This is a genomic window from Ectothiorhodospiraceae bacterium BW-2, from assembly GCA_008375315.1.
Lineage (GTDB): Bacteria > Pseudomonadota > Gammaproteobacteria > Thiohalomonadales > Thiohalomonadaceae > BW-2.
The window spans coordinates 3669788-3689147 of the sequence record CP032507.1 but is presented as its reverse complement, the minus strand read 5'-3'; the positions used below and the strand labels follow the sequence as shown (position 1 = coordinate 3689147).

General features: G+C 55.8%; 17 protein-coding genes and 1 riboswitch. Of the genes, 15 read left to right on the top strand and 2 right to left on the bottom strand.

What is annotated here, in order from left to right; genetic code table 11:
* Position 1: 1 nt before the first annotated feature.
* On the top strand, positions 2–580 hold the full coding sequence (locus D5085_17285) for a hypothetical protein (protein ID QEP44734.1): 579 nt from the start codon (positions 2–4) through the stop codon (positions 578–580).
* A gap of 34 nt (positions 581–614) precedes the next feature.
* Here the strand turns inward: D5085_17285 and tsaD are convergent, their stop codons facing one another.
* Positions 615–1628, bottom strand: a complete 1014-nt coding sequence (gene tsaD, locus D5085_17280; GenBank protein ID QEP44733.1) for a tRNA (adenosine(37)-N6)-threonylcarbamoyltransferase complex transferase subunit TsaD — start codon at positions 1626–1628, stop codon at positions 615–617.
* 6 nt (positions 1629–1634) lie between these two features.
* Positions 1635–2192 (bottom strand): tRNA threonylcarbamoyladenosine biosynthesis protein RimN, encoded by a 558-nt coding sequence (locus tag D5085_17275; GenBank protein QEP45212.1) that lies wholly within the window; start codon positions 2190–2192, stop codon positions 1635–1637.
* Between the two features lie 151 nt (positions 2193–2343).
* Positions 2344–2549, top strand: a riboswitch (cobalamin riboswitch).
* Positions 2550–2685: 136 nt separating this feature from the next.
* Here D5085_17275 and D5085_17270 point away from each other — a divergent pair.
* The 14 genes from D5085_17270 to argB are packed head-to-tail and all read left to right on the top strand — an operon-like array spanning position 2686 to position 18405.
* Entirely contained in the window at positions 2686–4536 is a 1851-nt protein-coding gene (locus D5085_17270) for a TonB-dependent receptor (protein QEP44732.1), read from the top strand.
* Positions 4537–5376, top strand: coding sequence for a cobalamin ABC transporter substrate-binding protein (locus D5085_17265; GenBank protein QEP44731.1), 840 nt, complete (start codon positions 4537–4539; stop codon positions 5374–5376).
* A complete protein-coding gene (locus D5085_17260; protein ID QEP44730.1) occupies positions 5373–6347 on the top strand; it encodes an iron ABC transporter permease in 975 nt (324 codons plus the stop codon). The genes D5085_17265 and D5085_17260 overlap by 4 nt, the downstream gene beginning before the upstream one ends.
* Positions 6348–6371: 24 nt before the next feature.
* Complete coding sequence (locus D5085_17255; GenBank protein ID QEP44729.1) at positions 6372–7151, top strand: ABC transporter ATP-binding protein; 780 nt, start codon at positions 6372–6374, stop codon at positions 7149–7151.
* Positions 7069–9258, top strand: coding sequence for a GNAT family N-acetyltransferase (locus D5085_17250; protein ID QEP44728.1), 2190 nt, complete (start codon positions 7069–7071; stop codon positions 9256–9258). The genes D5085_17255 and D5085_17250 overlap by 83 nt, the downstream gene beginning before the upstream one ends.
* 18 nt (positions 9259–9276) lie before the next feature.
* Positions 9277–10134: a response regulator gene (locus D5085_17245; GenBank protein QEP44727.1), complete on the top strand. Its 858-nt coding sequence runs from the start codon at positions 9277–9279 to the stop codon at positions 10132–10134.
* A 29-nt stretch (positions 10135–10163) separates the two neighbouring features.
* A complete protein-coding gene (locus tag D5085_17240; GenBank protein ID QEP44726.1) occupies positions 10164–11162 on the top strand; it encodes a response regulator in 999 nt (332 codons plus the stop codon).
* Positions 11159–12106, top strand: a complete 948-nt coding sequence (locus D5085_17235; GenBank protein ID QEP44725.1) for a sensor domain-containing diguanylate cyclase — start codon at positions 11159–11161, stop codon at positions 12104–12106. The genes D5085_17240 and D5085_17235 overlap by 4 nt, the downstream gene beginning before the upstream one ends.
* A gap of 10 nt (positions 12107–12116) precedes the next feature.
* The gene (locus tag D5085_17230) at positions 12117–13646 is read left to right on the top strand and encodes a sensor histidine kinase (protein ID QEP44724.1); all 1530 of its coding nucleotides are present in this window, start codon (positions 12117–12119) and stop codon (positions 13644–13646) included.
* Positions 13630–14649 carry a porin gene (locus tag D5085_17225; protein QEP44723.1) on the top strand — a complete coding sequence of 340 codons (1020 nt, stop codon included), beginning with the start codon at positions 13630–13632 and terminating at the stop codon, positions 14647–14649. The genes D5085_17230 and D5085_17225 overlap by 17 nt, the downstream gene beginning before the upstream one ends.
* Before the next feature lie 46 nt (positions 14650–14695).
* Entirely contained in the window at positions 14696–15919 is a 1224-nt protein-coding gene (coaBC, locus tag D5085_17220; protein QEP44722.1) for a bifunctional phosphopantothenoylcysteine decarboxylase/phosphopantothenate--cysteine ligase CoaBC, read from the top strand.
* Entirely contained in the window at positions 15906–16361 is a 456-nt protein-coding gene (locus tag D5085_17215) for a dUTP diphosphatase (protein QEP44721.1), read from the top strand. Before coaBC ends, D5085_17215 begins: the two co-directional genes overlap by 14 nt.
* 47 nt (positions 16362–16408) lie before the next feature.
* Positions 16409–17512, top strand: a complete 1104-nt coding sequence (locus D5085_17210) for a hypothetical protein (GenBank protein ID QEP44720.1) — start codon at positions 16409–16411, stop codon at positions 17510–17512.
* A complete protein-coding gene (gene argB, locus D5085_17205) occupies positions 17509–18405 on the top strand; it encodes an acetylglutamate kinase (GenBank protein QEP44719.1) in 897 nt (298 codons plus the stop codon). The genes D5085_17210 and argB overlap by 4 nt, the downstream gene beginning before the upstream one ends.
* The last annotated feature ends 955 nt before the right edge of the window (positions 18406–19360 follow it).

Here is a 19360-nt window from a genome sequence, read left to right as displayed (position 1 = left end):
TATGTTTTGGTGTTTACGAAAAGTATCGGTGGTGGGGCTAATGGTACTGGCAGTCGCTGGCTGCTCTACCCGACAGGTGGTGGATCACTACAACGGCTCTACCGAACAGCGACTGATTAGCTACAGCTTAGAGAAGATGGTGCTCTCCCTGCCGGAGGAGGAGTTTCTGCCGCTCGCTGGCAAGAGGGTCTATCTACAGAGCCATTTTATTAAAACCGGTGCCCTGCTCGACTACGCTCAGCGTCTGATAGCCACCGGCTTAGAGCAGCGATTTGCGATTGTTGTGACCAAAGAGAGAGCGGAGGCCGACATTGAGCTAGAGCTCTTCTTTCAGTCGATAGGAACCGATACCGACACCTTTGGCCTCTCGTTACCGCTGGTTAATTTAAGCGATACCTCGGAGACGGCTCAAATCGACATTTTGGCGGTCAATATGTACCACGGTATCAGTGAGTGTCGCTACTACATTCGCGATCTGGCCAGTGGCGAGATTGTCGTCACCAATAAGGTGTTAGCGAGAGTGCGTACCGATAAGTTTGCCACCCCGATTTTTAGCTTCCCGCTGAGTCATCTTGATTGACCGAGATAGAGCCATTAACAGTGCCAAACATTGTTCACGGTGGCGTTAGCTGATCTAGCGGCCAGCGCGGACGGGGGCTAAAGTGGGGCTCGGCTCGCTCTCCGGCGGCTAGACGACAGTAACCGGCGTAGGCGATCATGGCACCATTATCGGTACAAAATTCGGCTCGGGGGTAGTAGAGTTCAAATCGGTACTTATCTGCCTGTTGCTGTAGTCGCTGGCGTAGCTTTTGATTGGCACTGACGCCACCGGCTATCACTAGCTGGCGATGGCCGGTCTGCTGCATCGCACGGCGGCACTTTATGGCTAAAGTATCGACTACCGCCTCTTCAAACGCAGCGGCAATATCGTTGCGATCTGCCGCTGTTTGTGAGCCGCTCTGCCAAGTATTCAGCGTAAAGGTCTTGAGGCCACTAAAACTGAAGTCGAGCCCTGGACGATCGGTCATCGGACGCGGAAAGCGCCAGCGATGGGGGTCACCTGCGGCAGCCGCCTTAGCGATAGCGGGGCCACCGGGGTAGCCCAAATCGAGCAGCTTGGCCGTTTTATCAAACGCCTCACCGGCGGCATCATCAAGCGACTCGCCGATAATGGCATACTCTCCGATGCCGTTCACATCGACCAGCAGCGTATGGCCGCCCGAGACGAGCAGCGCGGTAAAAGGGAATGTCGGCGGCAGAGGCTCTAGCATCGGCGCTAGCAGATGCCCCTCCATGTGGTGTACTGCGACTGCAGCAATATTGAGACTAAAGGCGAGCGAGCGACCGATAGCGGCACCGACCATTAAGGCACCAATCAGTCCGGGGCCAGCGGTATAGGCGATACCCTCTAACTCACTGAGTGCCACCTGCTGCTGCTCTAATAGCTGCTGCAGCAGGGGTAATATTCGACGGATATGGTCGCGGGAGGCGAGTTCGGGAACCACCCCGCCATAGCGGGCGTGCAGTTCGATTTGGCTAAATAGCTGGTGGTTAACCTGATGGGTGTCACTGTCGTAGAGGGCGATACCGCTCTCATCGCAGGAGGTTTCGATGCCGAGAACTAACATAACCAACTATCTCCTTATCCAAGCTCCGCTGAGGGCGTGACGAATGGTACTAGGGCGAGCTGCCCCCCCTGTTGGGCCGGACAGGTAGTGGATACGATTACCGAAACGGTGACGGCACTGTCGCTCGGTGATAGCCGCTGAGCCGCCGCTGCGATTAGCACTCGTGGAGGTGATTGCCCCCCCAAAAGCTTGGCAGAGCGCAATGACACCAAGATGGGCGCTCACCCGAACGGCAATGGTCTGATGCTCTCCCGATAGCAGAGGGGGTAACTGTGGATGCTTAGGAACTAGCCAGGTGTGAGGGCCGGGCCAGCTAGCTAACATCTCAGGGGTAGGGGTAAAGTCGGGGTGCCAAAAGGGGGAGAGCTGTTCGATAGTGGCCGCAATGAGAATTAACCCCTTATCAGCACGGCGCCGTTTAAGCGTTAGTAGTTGCTGTAAAGCTGTTGAGTGGAGAGGATCGCAACCGAGCCCCCATACCGCTTCGGTAGGATAGGCAACCACACCGCCGTTAGAGAGTGCGCGGCAGGCAGTTTGTAGCTGAAAACGACTAGGTTGTTGCATGGTTAGACTTCGTTTGTCATCCAGATTAAAAGAGAACGGGGTGAGGGCATAGTGTACCTCACTTACCGGCTCTTCCCGCAACAGTAAAGAGCCGATTTCTGATCACAGCCATGGCACGCAGCTAGGTTGTTGTCTGGTTAGACTTCACTTACAATAGCGCTACCGACAAGGTGTCCTTAGGGATTAAAAGGGAACGGGGTAGGGTCGATAGATGACCGCACTCCCCGGCTGTCCCCGCAACTGTAAACAGTGAATCGTAACCAAAAACCACTGGCGCTTACCGAATAGAGGCGTTGGGAAGGGGGTTACGGTGGTGATCTGTGAGCCAGGAGACCTGCCTTGTCAGCGTCACAATCTGCGGTACGGGGTATGTTGCAGAGCGGTTTTCCGTTGCTGGCGCATTGGCGCGTAACGGTAAAGCTGCGGGTGGTGAGTGATCGCTCCGGTTTTGGGTTACGCAGAGTCACTTCTCAATGTAACGGAGCGAAAATTGATGCTACCTCAATATTTACCCGTCGCCACAGTGGCGACACTCACTCTCGCTGTCTCTACGATCTCTTCTGGTCTCAATGCCGCTGATCTGCAACTAGACCCCCTCTATGTCACGGCTAACCGGATGCCGCAGACGCTCAATGCCACCGTCGCTGCAGTGACGGTGATCACCTCTGAAGAGATCGCCCGCCAGCAGCCGCGTGATCTGACCGAACTGCTCAATGGTCTGCCAGGGGTGGTCGTCTCTAATCAGGGGCCGGCGGGGCAGGTTGGGTCGATGATGTTGCGAGGGACGGCCTCAAAACATACGGTTGTGCTGCTCGATGGGGTGCGCATTAACGAATCGACCTCTGGTTCGGCCCCTTTAGAGCTTATCGATCCGGCGCAAATCGAACGAATTGAGATAGTCCGAGGCCCCCGTTCCCAGCTCTATGGTGCCGATGCCGTCGGCGGGGTGATCCACCTTATTACCCGCCGTAGTGAGGCGAACCGAACCCAAGTTCGTCTGGGGGTGGGGAGTGACGCTACTTACCACACCCGTGCGCTGCTACAGGCGACAGCGGGGGAGCGCTCGCTGTCGATGCAGCTTAGCGGTCGTCGTAGTGATGGTTTTTCAGCGATGGCGGGGAGTCACCCCGATAACGATGGCTATCAGCAGACCAGCGCTAGCCTCAGTTGGCGTGAGGGGTATGGCGAGCGGTTTAAGAGTCGGTTCACTCTGCTTTTGAGTGACGGCGAGGCGGACTACGATACCTCCCCCGAGTGGGGGGGGCTGACTGTTGATGATACGACCGAAACTTCTCTGCGCTCAGGGGAGCTAGGGGTTGATTGGGTGGTTAACGAGAGCTGGGATATGGGGCTCACCCTAGGTTATAGCCGCGATAGTCGCGACTTTTTGGCCGATGGCCTCTCAACCTATCAGTACCACACCCGACGCCAGCAGTTAAACTGGCAGAACAACCTCTATCTAAGCGATAGGGGGCTGTTGACGGTGGGGGGCGAGTGGCTCGGTGATGGCGTGGGTGGACGCGATGCGGTGTTTAGCCAGAGTGAGCGCGATAATCGGGCGCTATTTATGAACTATCTGCATGAGGAGTTGAACTACAGCGTCGCTATCGGTGGCCGGTGGGACGATAACGACGCCTATGGGGAGTATCAAAGTGGCAATGTGGAGTGGGGTTGGCGCTTTGTGCCTCGGTTTCAACTCACCGCAGGCTTTGGCACCGCCTTTCGTGCCCCCCATTTTCTCGATCTCTATGGCTATGGCGGCAATCCCGAGCTGGCGGTTGAGAGATCGCGTTCGTTTGAGCTGGGGTTAAAGGGCGAGTATGGGGCGAGTCAGTGGGCGCTACGCGGCTTTCGTAATCGCATTGATGAGATGATTATCTATCTTCCGGCCGAGTATGATGCTGAGTTTAATCTCATTAGCGAGGCGACTAATGCCAATGTCGATCAGGCGATGATTGAGGGGGTTGAGTTAGAGCTCGATTGGCAAAACGGGGGGTGGTTTAGTGAACTGTTCTACACTTGGCTCACACCACGAGATGTGGCTAGTGATAAGTTGTTGCCGAATCGACCACAGCAGAGCGGTCGGTTACAGATCGGCTATCGAGAGGCGCACTATGGTCTAGCGACACAGCTCAATGGTCGCGGTGGCAGCTATAGCGATAAGCAGAACTTAACTGAGGTTGGCGGCTATGCCACGCTCGATCTGCGCTTCGATTACCGTCTCCATCGCCATCTGCAGTTAGAGGCGAAGGTGAGTAATCTGCTCGACAGGGAGTACCAGCAAATTAAGGGCTACCACACTGATGGGCGAAGCTGGATGGTGAGTTTTAACATGGGGCAGTAGATGAGGCGCAAGGCTGCTCAGTGGTTACCCCTCTTAGCCCTCCTGATGGTGGTCGGTGCGGTTAGGGGGGAGGTGCCGCAGCGGGTCGTGTCGGTCAATCTCTGTAGCGATCAGCTACTGCTGCTGCTAGCCGATGCCGAACAGATTGCCGCCGTCAGCTATCTGGTGCAGCAGCCACAGAGTTCGTTGATGGCGGCAACTGCGGCCCGATTTCAAGCCCATCGGGGTCGAGTCGAGGAGATTTTGGCGCGACAGCCCGATCTGGTGTTAGCTCACCAATATAGTTCACCGCAGCTACTGCAGCAGCTACGCCAGCTTGGGATAAGGGTCGAGATCGTGGCCGCTGCAACGACGATTGAGGCGATTAGGGCCACTATCGAACAGGTCGCCCACTGGCTAGGTACGGCGCAGCGAGGGCAGAGGGTGAGTCGGGCGCTGGCTCAGCGTCTGTCACGCATTGTGCCGTCCAACGAATCGGAGAGGGTTGCGGCGCTCTTTTTTCAGCCCGATGGCTACACGACCGGTCGTGATACCTTGCAACATACGGCGCTGGAGCTAGCGGGTTGGCGTAATGTGGCGGCCGATTTAGGGGTGGAGGGGTATGCGCCGATAGCGCTGGAGCATCTGGTGGTGGCAGAGCCTAGCCAAATCTTTACCTCCCGTTACGGTAGCGAACCCCTCTCTCGTGCCGAACTGCTGCTACAGCACCCGGCGCTGAGGCGGTTAATGGCGGGGCGTCAGGTGATCGATATCGACTATCGCTACTGGATCTGCGCTACGCCACAGATCGCCGAGGCGATTGAGCAGCTCTACCATATTCGTAGGGAGAGGAGGCAGTGATCGGGGGGTATCGAGTGGTATGGGGGGGGCTGCCGCTGCTACTGCTCTCGCTACTCTCATTGACGCTTGGGGCGGAGCCGCTACCGTTACTCGAAACGCTACAGCGCTGGTGGTCGGGTGAGGCGCACCCCTTTGTGACGATTTTGGTCGAAATTCGGTTACCGCGCACGCTCATCGCGCTAACGGCTGGCGCGGCACTCGGTTTAGCCGGAGCGGTGATGCAGGGGCTACTGCGTAACCCGTTAGCGGCGCCCGAACTGATGGGCAGCGCTTCGGGGGCGGCGCTTGGGGCGGTCATTAGCCTCTATTTTGGTCTCTATCTGCTCTGGCCGTTGGCGCTGCCGCTCGGGGGGGTGATCGGTGCGCTGTTGGTGACGGTTGTGGTCTATCGTTTGGCCGGCGGCGGTATCTCTACGCTAACGCTCATTTTGGCCGGTATTGCGGTGAACTCATTGGCGATGGCGCTAATCTCGCTACTGCTCAATTTAGCGCCGAGCGCCTATGCGGTGAAAGAGATGCTGTTATGGCTGCTCGGCTCGCTCGCTAACCTCTCGTGGCACGAGTTTTGGCTGCTGCTGCCGGGGGTGGGAGTGGGGGCGCTACTGCTGTGGCGTAGTGGTCGAGCGCTTGATGCGTTAACGCTAGGGGAGGAGAGTGCAGCGACGTTAGGGGTCGATTTAACTCGCTTGCGTTTGGTGGTCTTAGTGGGTACTGCCTTAACGGTTGGGCCGGTGGTGGCGGTGTGTGGCGCTATCGGCTTTATCGGGCTGGTGGTGCCTCATCTGATGCGGCTCTGGGTCGGGGAGCAGCCCTCCGATCTACTGGGGGTGAGTGCCCTCGGTGGCGCTACTCTGCTACTCTTGGCCGACATCGTTACCCGCCTATTGCCGACTCATGGCGATCTTAAGGTGGGGGTCGTGACGGCGCTGCTGGGAGCGCCGCTCTTTTTGTGGCTAATCTTGCGGCGCTGAGTGGGGAGGCGTGGTTGAGGGTTGATGTTAACGGTTAAAGATATTTCGTTTGGCTATCAGCGCACCCTGTTGTTACAGGGGGTGAGCTGTCGGGTTGGTGCCGGCGAGATGGTGGCGCTGGTCGGCCCGAATGGTGCCGGTAAATCGACCCTGTTGAAGCTATTAGCGGGGCTGCTGACCCCAAGTCGCGGCGAGATCTGGTTGCAGGGGCAGCCGCTCCATCGCTGGGGGCTGGTGCAGCGGGCACAAAAAATTGGCTATTTGGCACAGCAGGGGGAGATCGCCTGGGGGGTCTCGGTGGAGCAGTTGGTGGCGCTAGGGCGCTACCCCTATGGCGGCTCAATGCAGAGCGTGAGGGCGGCGGCCCCCTTCATTGAGCGGGTATTGGCCGAGTGCGATCTGCTCCCTTTGCGAAAACGGCGTGCCGATACCCTCTCGGGGGGGGAGCGGGCGCGGCTGCTCTTAGCGCGAGTCCTAGTCGGTGAGCCGCAACTTCTCTTGGTGGATGAGCCGGTGGCGGCGCTCGATTTGGCGCATCAACTACAGCTTATGCAGCAGTTAGAGCGCTTTTGCCAGCAGGGGGGGGCTCTGCTTCTTGTGGTGCATAATCTGCAGCTAGCGGCCCATTTTAGCTCTAAAGTGGTGCTGTTACAGCAGGGGAAGCTGGTCGCTGAGGGGGAGGCGGCAAAGGTGTTGACGCCTGAGCGCATGGCACAGCTATTTGGCGTGGTGCCCAATCCAGAACTACAGGGGCGATCACTACAGTTACCGTGGTTACTGCCGAGGACGATGGTTGAACGCTAGTTTCGATTTCAACGCGCTCTGCCGCTTTTTGCAACAGGGGCAGCGGGCGATCTGGCTGCTCTGTGGTGAGGAGGACGAGTGTCGCGCTATCGCCAAGTGGTACTGTCGGCACCTCCCCGCCTTGCTGTGGCGCTCTTTGCAGCCCTCAGATCGCCCCGAGGCGATTATCGGTGCGGAGTATCGTCTGCTGCTGCTCTCTAGCCACCACGACTTTGATCCGAACCAGTTTGCCGCCGCAGTCGGGGCGCTGCAAGGGGGTGGGGTGCTGATCTGGTTACTCCCCCCGACGCGGTGCTGGCCACAGGGGTGGCCAGATCGAGTTCAGCAGCGGTTAGCGGTCTATCCGTGGCAGGCCGAGGCGCTGGATAGGCGGTATCAACAGCGGTTAGTGCGCTTTTTATCTGTCGCGAAACCGCCGCTCTTTGTCGCTGAAGTGGCCGCTGCGAGGGGAGGGGGTTGGCAAAATTTGGCGCTGTTACAGCAGCTACGGCAGCCCCCCTTAGGACTCAATTTGACCCGTGCCGAGCAGATTCGGGCGCTCGCCTATTTAGAGCGCAACGCGACCGGTCACCGCTACCGTCCGGTGGTTATTTTGGCCGATCGCGGGCGGGGGAAGAGTACCCTGCTAGGGTTGGCCGCCGCAGCGCTACTCAAACGCAAGCTAGGCCATATCGTGGTGGTGGCGTTGCAGCGCTCTATGGTGACAACGCTCTTTGAACAGGCGAGACGCCAGCTACCGGGGGCGAGACTGGATCGTAACGGCCTAACTTGGCGCGGGCGACAGCTACGCTACTGTTGTGCCACAGATGCCGATGTAAGCGGTGCCGACTGGGTGGTGGTGGATGAGGCCGCGACACTACCGTTAGAGCGGCTCCAGCAGTGGTTGATCTCGCTGCCGCGACTGGTACTAGCGACCACCGTGGATGGATATGAGGGCAGTGGTCGCGGCTTTCAGTTGCGACTACTGCCTTGGCTTAAGAGGGAGCTACCGAACTGGCAGCTATGTCAGCTACAGCAGCCGCAGCGCTGGTTGAGCGACGATAAGTTAGAGCCGTGGAGCCGCCAGCTACTGCTCTTAGAGAGCCAGCCTAGCGCCGAGTCGGTTTGGGTGCCCGATCTCGATAGAGTGGTGTTGCGGGAGTTTAACCGCGAGGCGCTATGGCAGCAGGAGCCGCTGTTACAGCAGCTATTTGAGTTACTGGTTGCGGCCCATTATCAGACCACACCGCTCGATCTGCGCCATCTGCTGGATGGGCCAAATATACGCCTGTTTGGCCTCTGGACGCCAGAGAGCACCCTGCTTGCGGTGGCGATGGTGGCGATGGAGGGGGAGCTGCCGCCCGCGCTGAGCGAGGCGGTGCGGTTCAATGTGCGCCGTCCGCGGGGGCACCTATTGGTGCAGACGCTCATTAACCATGTCGGTCTAGCCTCTAGTGGAGGACTGCGCTGGGCACGAATCGTCCGAGTGGCGGTCGAGCCATCACTACAACGGCGTGGATTGGGGCGAAAGTTAATCACGACACTACAGCAGCAGCTACAGCGACAGGGGATCGATATGATCGGGGCGCTGTTTGCCGCGGATAGTGCGTTAATCGATTTTTGGCACAGCCTCTCATGGCGTTGCGGCTATTGTGCCCTTAAAATAAATCGCAGCAGTGGCCGACGCTCGTTAGTGATGCTGCATGGCCTCTCTGAGGCGGGCCGAGCGGCCGAGCACCACTTTTTATCCCGTTACGCCCCGCAGTGGTGGCAGCTACTGCTAGGTGCTTTACAGCGCCTAGAGAGTGAGCTGGTGTGGCGGATAGGTGCCGATCTGCCGCTACCACAGCGGCTTGAGCGCGAAGATTATGACGATTTAGAGGCGTTTGCCTACGGCAGACGCGAGCCGGAAACCGTGCTGTTGCCACTAAAGGTTATGCTACAATCGAAACTTTGGTATGCTGCATCTTCGTTACCGCCATGGTCAGATCGTGCTTGGCTGGTCGCTCTGCTGTTTCAGCGGGCGGCGCCAGAGGAGATAGGTCGGTTGAGCGGTGGGCGTCGGCAGTGGGTAGAGCGATTGCGTGCCTACTGCCGACAGTGGCTGCAGAGTGATTTGTTTGACTAACTACACACAATTTGAAGAATTAATGTGAAACCGCTGCGAATATTAATTGTTGATGATGCCTCTTTTACCCGCGATCTGATTCGCAAATCGGTGCGTCACTTCTTCCCCTCCTTTCCTTGCGATGAGGCGCACGATGGTGAAGCGGCACAAAAATTGCTGCTGAAAAACGAATACGATCTGATTCTCAGTGACTGGGAGATGCCGAAGATGACAGGCTCCGAGCTGTTAGTCTGGGTGCGAGAGCAGGAGAAGACGGCCAATATCCCCTTTGTGATGGTGACGAGCCGAGGAGATAAAGATCATGTCGTAGAGGCGCTGAAGCTAAAGGTGAGTAACTATCTGGTTAAGCCGTTTAGTAACGATAAATTTGGTAAGGTGGTGAGCGGCGTCATTATGAAGGCTTACTCACTCACCCAAGATGAGCTGGTTCGCTTAAGCGGTTCGACTCAGGGGGCACGATTAACCGGCGGCGCACGGGGGGGCTTCTCCGAAGCACTACAGATATCGAGTGATATCGGCAAACCCAAGGAGGAGCGAGGCGCTCACGAACTGGTGTTGCGCCCGAAGGGGAAGCTATTAATCCCGATTCGTACCGGCAAAGGGTCTCAGACCCATATTTTGGTACGGGAGCTCTCCTGCACCCAGCTATTAGGGGTGATTAAAGCGGGTGAGATGGTGCCCCATATTCAGGAGCAGGTCGTGATCGATGTGCAGGCGGCCGGTGCGGTAGCTCGAATTAACGGTTACATTCATCTGCTAGAGTGTCGAGAGGGGGGGGCGGCGGCCGACTTTCTCAATATTACCATTGTGAATGTCGATCAAAACGATGAGAGTAAACGCAAACAGCTAGAGGCCTACATCAAAGAGAATGGCTAAGTTAGGGTCAAAGAGGGAGTAGAGAATCTATGGCAATGCCGATAGTCATTTGTGATGACTCTAGCTTTGCACGCAAACAGGTCGCCCGATCGCTACCTGAGGGGTGGGATGTCGATATCTCGTTTGCAACCAATGGTGAGGAGGCGGTTGCCGCCTTGCAGGCGGGTAAGGGGGATATTCTGTTTCTCGATCTAACCATGCCGATACTCGATGGCTTTGGAGTGCTAGAGCGAATTCGCGATAGAGATCTACCGACGCTACCGATTGTCATTTCAGGCGATATTCAGCCCGAGAGTCAACGGCGGGTTAAACAGCTCGGTGCTATCGCTTTCATTAAAAAGCCGGTCAATCGCGAAGAGATCGCCCAAATTCTGGAATCCTATGGGGTATTAGAGCTACTCAATCACGAACAGCCGCCGCCGCAGCGTGAAGAGTCGCTTGAGTTTCACGACTGGTGTCAGGAGATCGCCAATGTCTCTATGGGGCGGGCGGCTGATCTACTAGCGCAGCTCATTGATGATACGGTGGAGCTCTCGATTCCCGAAGTCTCGATGTTGGGGGAGCGGGAGCTTAATCGAGCGCTGCTCTCCTCCAATAGTCGCGGCATCTCCCATGTCGTACAGGGCTTTACCGGTTCGGGGCTGTTTGGTGAAACTGTGGTGGTATTTCACGATATCGACTTTGATAATCTGGCTCAGGCGATGCGTTACGGCGAGCAGGCGAGTCGGGATAACGAGGTTGAGCTGCTCATGGAGTTAGCCAATGTGCTAGTCGGTTCGTTTTTAAAAGGGGTCTCCGATCTACTCCATGTGACCTTTAGTCGTAGCCACCCCCACCTATCGCTCCACATGCAGGGCGATGAGGATATTATTCGTAATCTATCTCCCACCGAGCGGGTGCTGACGATAAAGTTGAGCTATACCATCGGTCAAAAGCGGGTGAAGTGTGATCAACTGCTCCTCTTCCCAGAGGCCTCAATTACCCAGTTGCAGCAGCATGCACGATTTATTGTAGGGGAGGAGCTATGAGCAGCGACGACTCGATTGTCGATCTCCACTGGTTATTGGGGGTTATTCAGCATGTCGATGTTGGGCTGATCGTGCTCGATCGCCACTATCGGGTCAAGCTCTGGAACGCTTTTATGGAGAACCACAGCGGTAAGAGTCCGAATGAGGTCAATGGCCGCGAGCTATTTGAGCTGATTCCGGAGACGCCGCGTGAGTGGCTGAAAAATAAGCTCGATTCGGTGTTTATTCTCAAAAACAGCTCCTTCTCCACTTGGCAGCAGCGACCCTACATTGTGCAGCTACGCAGCTATCGGCCGCTAACGGGGGCCTCGGAGTGGATGTATCAAAATGTCACCTTTTTACCGCTATCGGGAATGAGTAGCGATATCGAACAGATCTGCCTTATCATCTACGATGTGACCGATATGGCGATGAACACCATGCAGCTACAGCAGCAGAGCCGTACCGATCACCTAACTCGCCTACTGTCGATTCACGCTTGGGAGCAGCAGGTAGGCGCTGAGTTAGGAAGGACGCTACGCACCGGCACCACCTCGACGCTGGCGCTGGTAACCGTAGATGATTTTGACAAAATAAATCAACAATATGGCTATCAAGCCGGCGATGAAGTGCTTAAAATTGTGGCTCAACTCATCACCACCTGCATGCGCGGCAGTGATGTGGCGGGTCGCTATGGCGAGCGCCGTTTCGGGGTCATTTTGACCGATACTGATGAGGAGGGGGGAGTGATATTTCTACATAGATTACAACAGGCGGCGAGTGAAGAGCAGATCACCTATAGCCACCACGCGATTACCCTAACACTCTCTGCCGGTGTCGCCGAGAGGCCGACACTCGGTAGCGAGAGAGAGCTCTGGTTAGAGCGGGTCGATATTGCCCTCAATGAGGCACTTGAACAGGGTAGGGGGAGCGTGATGAGCTATAAGCAGATGTTTCTGATCTGAGTGCTAGTGGATGCTAGCGCAGTACTCGGGTAAAATTCGCGGGCTGCTGCTGCTACTAGCGCTGGTTATTCTGCTGCTGCTGGGAAATATATTGCGTCTGGCATGGATGGTTGATCAGCAGGCAGATGAGGCGTGGCGGGAGTATCAACTTAACTTTGATAAACTGTCGTTGGTGAACCAGATGCTCGCCAATATGCAGGCCTCGGCGCGGGGCTACCTCTCCTCGGTGAGGATAGTCGATCCGTTTGAGCTCGATGAGCTGTTACAGCGAACTTCGGCACTGCGTTCAGAGTATATTGTGCTCAATAACCGCCTACATAGCCTGCCACTGGATCGCTTTGAACAGCAGCAGATAGAGAGGATAACTACCAACAGCGTTGCCGTCAGAGAGCAGATGTTTAACTACCACCAGCGACTGATAGCTGAGGAAACGGTAGTACAACGGGTCGAGTTTGTGGTTGAGCATCTGCTCCATGGGCAGCAGAGTAACCAGCAGTTAATGGATGAGCTGCTGCAGTATGTGAAGGGTAAAATGGAGCAAAAGAGTCTCCACTATGAGCGGCAACAGCAGCAGCACATGAAGTGGGTGACCAGACAGTTACTGCTATCGGTAGCGATTATTTTGTCCTCTATTGTGAGTGGTTTATGGCTATTTTGGCATGAACGGCGGCTCATTTTGCGCCAAAATAGTGCGCTTAACTCCGCCAATCAGACGCTAGAGCAGCGAGTTCGACTCTATACCCGAGAGCTCATTGCCGAACGGGATGCTCTGTTAGCGGCGAAACAGGCTGCCGAGGCGGCGAACCACGCTAAGGGGCAGTTTTTGGCCAAAGTCTCGCATGAACTACGCACGCCGATGCACTCCATTTTAAGCTTCTCGGCGCTAGGCGAGCGTCGTGCTAACGCCATCGAGCTAGCGAAACTGCAAAAATATTTTGGCAATATCCACAGCAGCGGGCAGAGGCTGATGCGGCTAATTGAGGATCTACTCGATATCTCCAAAATGGAGTCGGGCAAATTTTGCCTTGCGCTACAACCGGCAACACTAGAGGAGGTGGTGCGTCGTGTAGTGCAGGAGCTAGAACCGCTGCTGCAGGAGCGACATATCCGCCCGGTGCTGGAGATAAAAGAGGCGAATTTACGCTTCTGTTTTGATAGAATGCGCCTCTCTCAAGTGGTCACCAACCTGCTGTTTAATGCGATTAAGTTCTCACCGCAAGAGGGGGAGATTCTCATTACCCTCTGGCGCCAGAGCGAGAGCGTGGGGCTAGATAGCGCCTGTGTCTCGATTGAGGATCAAGGCGAGGGGGTCGAGGAGCAGGCCCTGGAGGCTATTTTTGACAAATTTGAACAGGCTCAGAGGAGCCGTTACTCCAATATTGCGGGGACGGGGCTGGGACTGGCGATTTGTCGTGAAATTATTGGAGCCCATCAAGGTCGAATTTGGGCAGAAAACCGCAGCTGTGGTGGGGCGAAATTTCAGTTCTGCCTCCCCATGGCGCCACAGATAACTGAGGATAGTGATGACAATCTCTCTTAAGCGTGCTCGCTGCTATTGGGGCGCTGCAGTGCTGCTCTTACCCACCCTTTTGGTACAGGCTGAGACAACGCTCTCCGGTCAACTACAGCAGGAGTGGCTCGACTGGAGCAGTGGTGAGGCGGGGCTATCGGGGTGGCAGTTAAGTGATGGCGGTACCCACCACGATGGTGCGGAGGAGAGTTCGCTCTCCCATACCGATGCGGGTGCCTCTGAGCTAATGGTGGCCCATAGCCAGCATCTAACTAACCGCTATAACGGTATCGGCTACGCTTCGCTAGGGCTTAACTGGCAGGGGGAGGAGCTTTGGCAGCGGCGCGAGCTCTATCTAGGGCTACGGAGTGAACAGAGCCTATGGCGCATCGGGCGGCTTAGTAGCAGCTACAAAGATGTCACCTTAAGCTGGGATCCCTTTACCGCAACCTTTATGCAGGCACGAGGTAACGGCGGCTTTTCGGCCCACCATTTAGGATACTTTGATGGCGCGATTCGCTACGACTCTAACTGGTGGGGGATCGATTTAGGGGCGATGGTGGCGATTGATCGCAGCGATCTTAACCGTAATGGCGAGGTCGATGGCAACGACAGTTTCAGCCTCTCGCTGCGCTACCCGCTCAAACGGTGGGATCTGGTCTTAGCCTATACCGATGATCAGCTACGACTCCAGAGCCAAGCGACTAAATTGGCGCTGCGCTGGCACTACCAAAAATCGACGCTAACCTTGCAGTATGAGGTGATGGATCAGGCGTTGGCCGCTGGCAACGATGAGCTGTGGAACGGCTATTTGAGCTACAGCTATAGCGCTGAGGCGATTCAATTGTCGCTAGCGCTAGGGCGGCAGCTATCAAAGCTTGGTGATGATCTCGACTACTATCATTTAGGCATTAAATTTCCACTATCGAAAAACTTTATTGTCCACAGTGGTTATCGAGTGACCCGCTCATCGAATAGTCAGACCGATTTGGATGAGTCGGCCTATGGTCTAGGGTTACGCATTCTATTTTAGTGCGAGCATGAACGTTAGCCGAAGCTGAAAGAGAGAGAGTGGCCCGATGGCGCAACGCACTATTTTGCTAGGCGTAAGCGGCGGAGTGGCAGCGGTTAAAATACCGGCACTCATTCGCCTACTGGTGGAGGAGGGGATTGGGGTAGAGGCTATCCTTACCCACAGTGCACTGCAGTTTGTGACCCCTCTATCGCTGCGGTCGATGGGAGCGGTGTCGGTCAGTGGCCCTGAGTGGGAGAGCCACTCCCCGATGTCTCATATCGATCAGAGTCGGCGGGTGGATGCCATTGTACTTGCCCCGACCACAGCGCATCTATTGGCACGACTCGCCCTAGGGTTAGCCGATGACTACCTGACCACCACGCTGCTCGCCTCTCTGCCCACCACGCCGCTGCTGATTGCGCCAGCGATGAACCTGCAGATGTGGCAGGCGGAGACGACCCAGCTCCATGTGGCGACACTGAAACAGCGCGGTGTCCGCTTTATCGGCCCCGAGAGCGGTGTGCTAGCCTGTGGTGAAACGGGGGCCGGACGCATGGTGGCTCCGGAGCGACTGGTCGATGAGTTACTCTCCCTTTTAGAGGCTAATGCCCAAGAACGGCCGCTATCTAACTACACTGTGACGGTGACCGCAGGACCGACACAGGAGGCTATCGATGCGGTTAGATTTATCAGTAACCACAGCTCCGGTAAGATGGGCTATGCCATCGCGGCGGCGGCTCAAAAGCTAGGGGCAACCGTGCGGCTAGTGAGTGGGCCGGTCGCACTCACGCCACCCCCTAGAGTTGAAAGGGTGGCTGTCACCTGTGCCGAACAGATGTATCGGGCGGTAATGGCGCAGCCGGGGGATATCTTTATTGCCGCCGCCGCAGTGGCCGACTATCGAGTTAAAGAGAGCTCAACGACAAAAATGAAAAAAGGAGCTTTAACTTGGTCGCTTGAGTTGGTGCCAACGGTCGATATTTTGGCTAAAGTCGCCGCCCTGCCGCCGCCGCAACGACCGTTTTGTGTCGGGTTTGCGGCCGAAACCGATAACCTGCTCCACTATGCGCAACAGAAACTTGAGCGCAAACGGCTCGATATGGTGGCGGCTAATTGGGTGGGTCGTGAGGAGGGGGGGTTTCATCGTGAGATGAATCAACTATTTTTAATAGATAGCAGCGGCGAGGTGATCGAACTGCCGTTAATGGCTAAATCGCAACTAGCGCAGCGGTTACTCGCCGAGGTGGTGCGCAAAATGGTATTGGAGAGCAGTCGTGCATCGAGTTGAGTATCAGATTCTGGATCCGCGTCTAGGGGACTCTATTCCTCTACCCGACTATGCAACTACCGGATCGGCCGGCATTGATCTGCGTGCTTGTCTGCAGCAGCCGCTGTGTGTCAGATCGGGGGAGACACGACTCATTTCGACCGGCATAGCGATCCATCTTGGGGATGATCATCTGGCAGCGATGATTCTACCCCGCTCTGGATTAGGGCATAAACACGGCATTGTATTGGGCAATTTGGTTGGCTTAATCGATTCAGATTATCAGGGTGAGTTGATGATCTCCTGTTGGAATCGGGGTGAGACACCGTTTACGATCAATATTGGCGACCGTATTGCGCAGCTCATCGTTGTGCCGGTGGTTAGACCGCACTGGCAGCAAGTAGCACACTTTACGCCCACGGATCGAGCTGAGGGTGGATTTGGCCACACTGGCCGAGACTAAAATGACCGTGATACTCATATTGTCAATAAAATAGATAGGATAGACTAATGGGACTATTTAACCGAGCGAAAGCGGAGTCGTCAGATACGACAGAGCAGGAGCCGCATGAAAGCGGTTTAACTTTAGGGAAAATCAATCTAATTCAGCTTCTGCTGCTGACACTACTGGTGCTGTTTGCGGCCTATCTCTCCTTTTTGCAGTACGCCTCTCAGGCGGAGAAGCGGCAGCAAGCGGAGTTAGAGGCGGCGATAAATCAGAGCGCGTTTCAGCTACAGGGGCGGATAGCGCAGCTTAAGCAGATGTTAACCGACTGGATTGCCTACCCTGAGGTAGCAACAGAGCTACAGCGGATGGAGAGCGGCAATCTCGCGGTTAGCGGTGAGCTAGAGCAGCAGTTACGGGCGGTACTCCCAAAGCTACAGCGGTTAGCGCTGTTTGATCCGAACACGCAGCAGGAGAGCGATACCTTAACGCCACCGCTAGGATTTGCCTGCATCGATCTGGCCGCCTCGGCCAAGACTAGCGCCTCGCCACTGGAGCTACATAGCCAAAATAGTGTCGATGAGCATCTCGACATCGCACTGCCGCTGGCTGAGAGTGAGCGTCGTCTCGTGGTGACACTGCCTAAATCGTGGTTGATTGAGAGCGTACAACCCCAAGCGGGAGTGCTGGTGCAGTTACTGCAACAGGTGGGGGGGCAGCAGGTGGTCATTCACCAATTAGGCAGTGGCGCACTCGCTAGCCACGGCCTAATGGCCGAACAGCCGATTGGTGCGAGCCGGTTTCTGTTGCGGCTCTACCAACCGCTTGAGTCGATAACCGAATCGACCGAACGACAGCTCTTTTTGGCCACATTTGCGGTCATTATTGTGCTGCTATGGATCGTTGCCGTTGCGTTAGGGCAAGTGGTTATTCGGCTGATGCGGCAGGACTTGCAAGTATTACAGCAGCAGGTATCGAGCCGTGGGGCGGCGATGCAGCATCAAGAGTTCCCGATTACTTTGTTAGAACTACGCCGCTTCTCCAACGCTATTAAAGTGGCGATGGGTGATATCTATCGCAGTGAAGGGGATGAGAAGGGCCAGAAAGTGACCACTGAACGAGCGAGTGATCTCGATCTGGAGAGAGAGTCAAAAGGAGAGATGCCGTGAGTATCGATATCGAACAGGCGCAATATAACGCCCGTATTTTGGGGGAGGCGCTCCCCTACATTCGTCGTTTTGCTGGTAAGACCATTGTGATCAAATATGGCGGTAATGCCATGATTGATAAGCAGCTAAAGATAGGTTTTGCCCGCGATGTCGTGTTAATGAAGCTAGTTGGCATCAATCCGGTATTGGTGCATGGCGGTGGGCCACAAATTAGCGATCTCTTAAAGCGGGTGGGTAAAACCTCCGAATTTATCGACGGTATGCGGGTCACTGATCGCGAAACGATGGATATTGTACAGATGGTGCTCGGTGGACTAGTCAATAAGGAGATTGTCTCGCTAATCAATCAGCAAGGCGGTAATGCTGTCGGATTGACCGGCAAGGATGCAAACTTTATTCGCGCACGAAAGTTAACCTTTGAACGGCAGCGGCCGGAGATGCACGAACCGGAGATTATCGATATCGGCCATGTCGGCGAGGTGGCACGCATTCAGGCCGGTGTGGTCGATATGTTACTGCACGGGAACTTCATTCCCGTTATCGCCCCGATTGGGGTAGGAGACGATGGAGAGTCGTATAACATTAATGCCGATGTGGTGGCCGGTAAATTAGCGGAGTGCTTAACGGCAGAGAAGCTGATTTTGCTCACCAATACCGCCGGATTACTCGATAAAACGGGGCAGGTATTAACCGGCCTCTCAGCTTCCCGTGTCGATGAGCTAATAGCCGATGGTACGATTTATGGCGGGATGCTGCCTAAAATAGGTTGTGCCCTCTCGGCGGTACAAAATGGGGTGCAGTCGGCGCATATTATTGATGGTCGGGTAGAACATGCGTTGCTGTTGGAGATATTTACCGATTCGGGGGTGGGGACGCTAATTCAGAGCCGTTAATTGAGTAGGGGCGGGTTTGAAACCCGCCCCTACACGCCGGGGAACATCTCATCGATAATGGGTTTGATGCGGTTGGGTTTTGTAGGATTTGGGTTTTGTTGGATCGGCGGGTTTCGGGTGGTTTCGTCGGGTTAGGTGGGTTTCGGGTGGTTTCGTCGGGTTAGGCGGGTTTCGGGTGGTTTCGTCGGGTTAGGTGGGTTTCGGGTTTCGTAGGGGCGGGTTTGAAACCCGCCCCTACACGCCGGGGAACATCTCATTGATAATGGGTTTGATGCGGTTGGGTTTTGTAGGGTTCGGGTTTTGTTGGATCGGCGGGTTTCGGGTGGTTTCGTTGGATTAGGTGGGTTTCGGGTGGTTTCGTCGGGTTAGGTGGGTTTCGGGTGGTTTCGTCGGGTTAGGTGGGTTTCGGGTTTCGTAGGGGCGGGTTTGAAACCCGCCCCTACACGCCGGGGAACATGTCATTGATAATGGGTTTGATGCGGTTGGGTTTTGTAGGGTTCGGGTTTTGTTGGATCGGCGGGTTTCGGGTGGTTTCGTCGGGTTAGGTGGGTGTCGGGTTTCGTAGGGGCGGGTTTGAAACCCGCCCCTACACGCCGAGGAACATGTCATTGATAATGGGTTTGATGCGGTTGGGTTTTGTAGGGTTCGGGTTTTGTTGGATCGGCGGGTTTCGGGTGGTTTCGTTGGATTAGGTGGGTTTCGGGTGGTTTCGTCGGGTTAGGTGGGTTTCGGGTGGTTTCGTCGGGTTAGGTGGGTTTCGGGTTTCGTAGGGGCGGGTTTGAAACCCGCCCCTACACGCCGGGGAACATGTCATTGATAATGGGTTTGATGCGGTTGGGTTTTGTAGGGTTCGGGTTTTGTTGGATCGGCGGGTTTCGGGTGGTTTCGTCGGGTTAGGTGGGTTTCGGGTTTCGTAGGGGCGGGTTTGAAACCCGCCCCTACACGCCGGGGAACA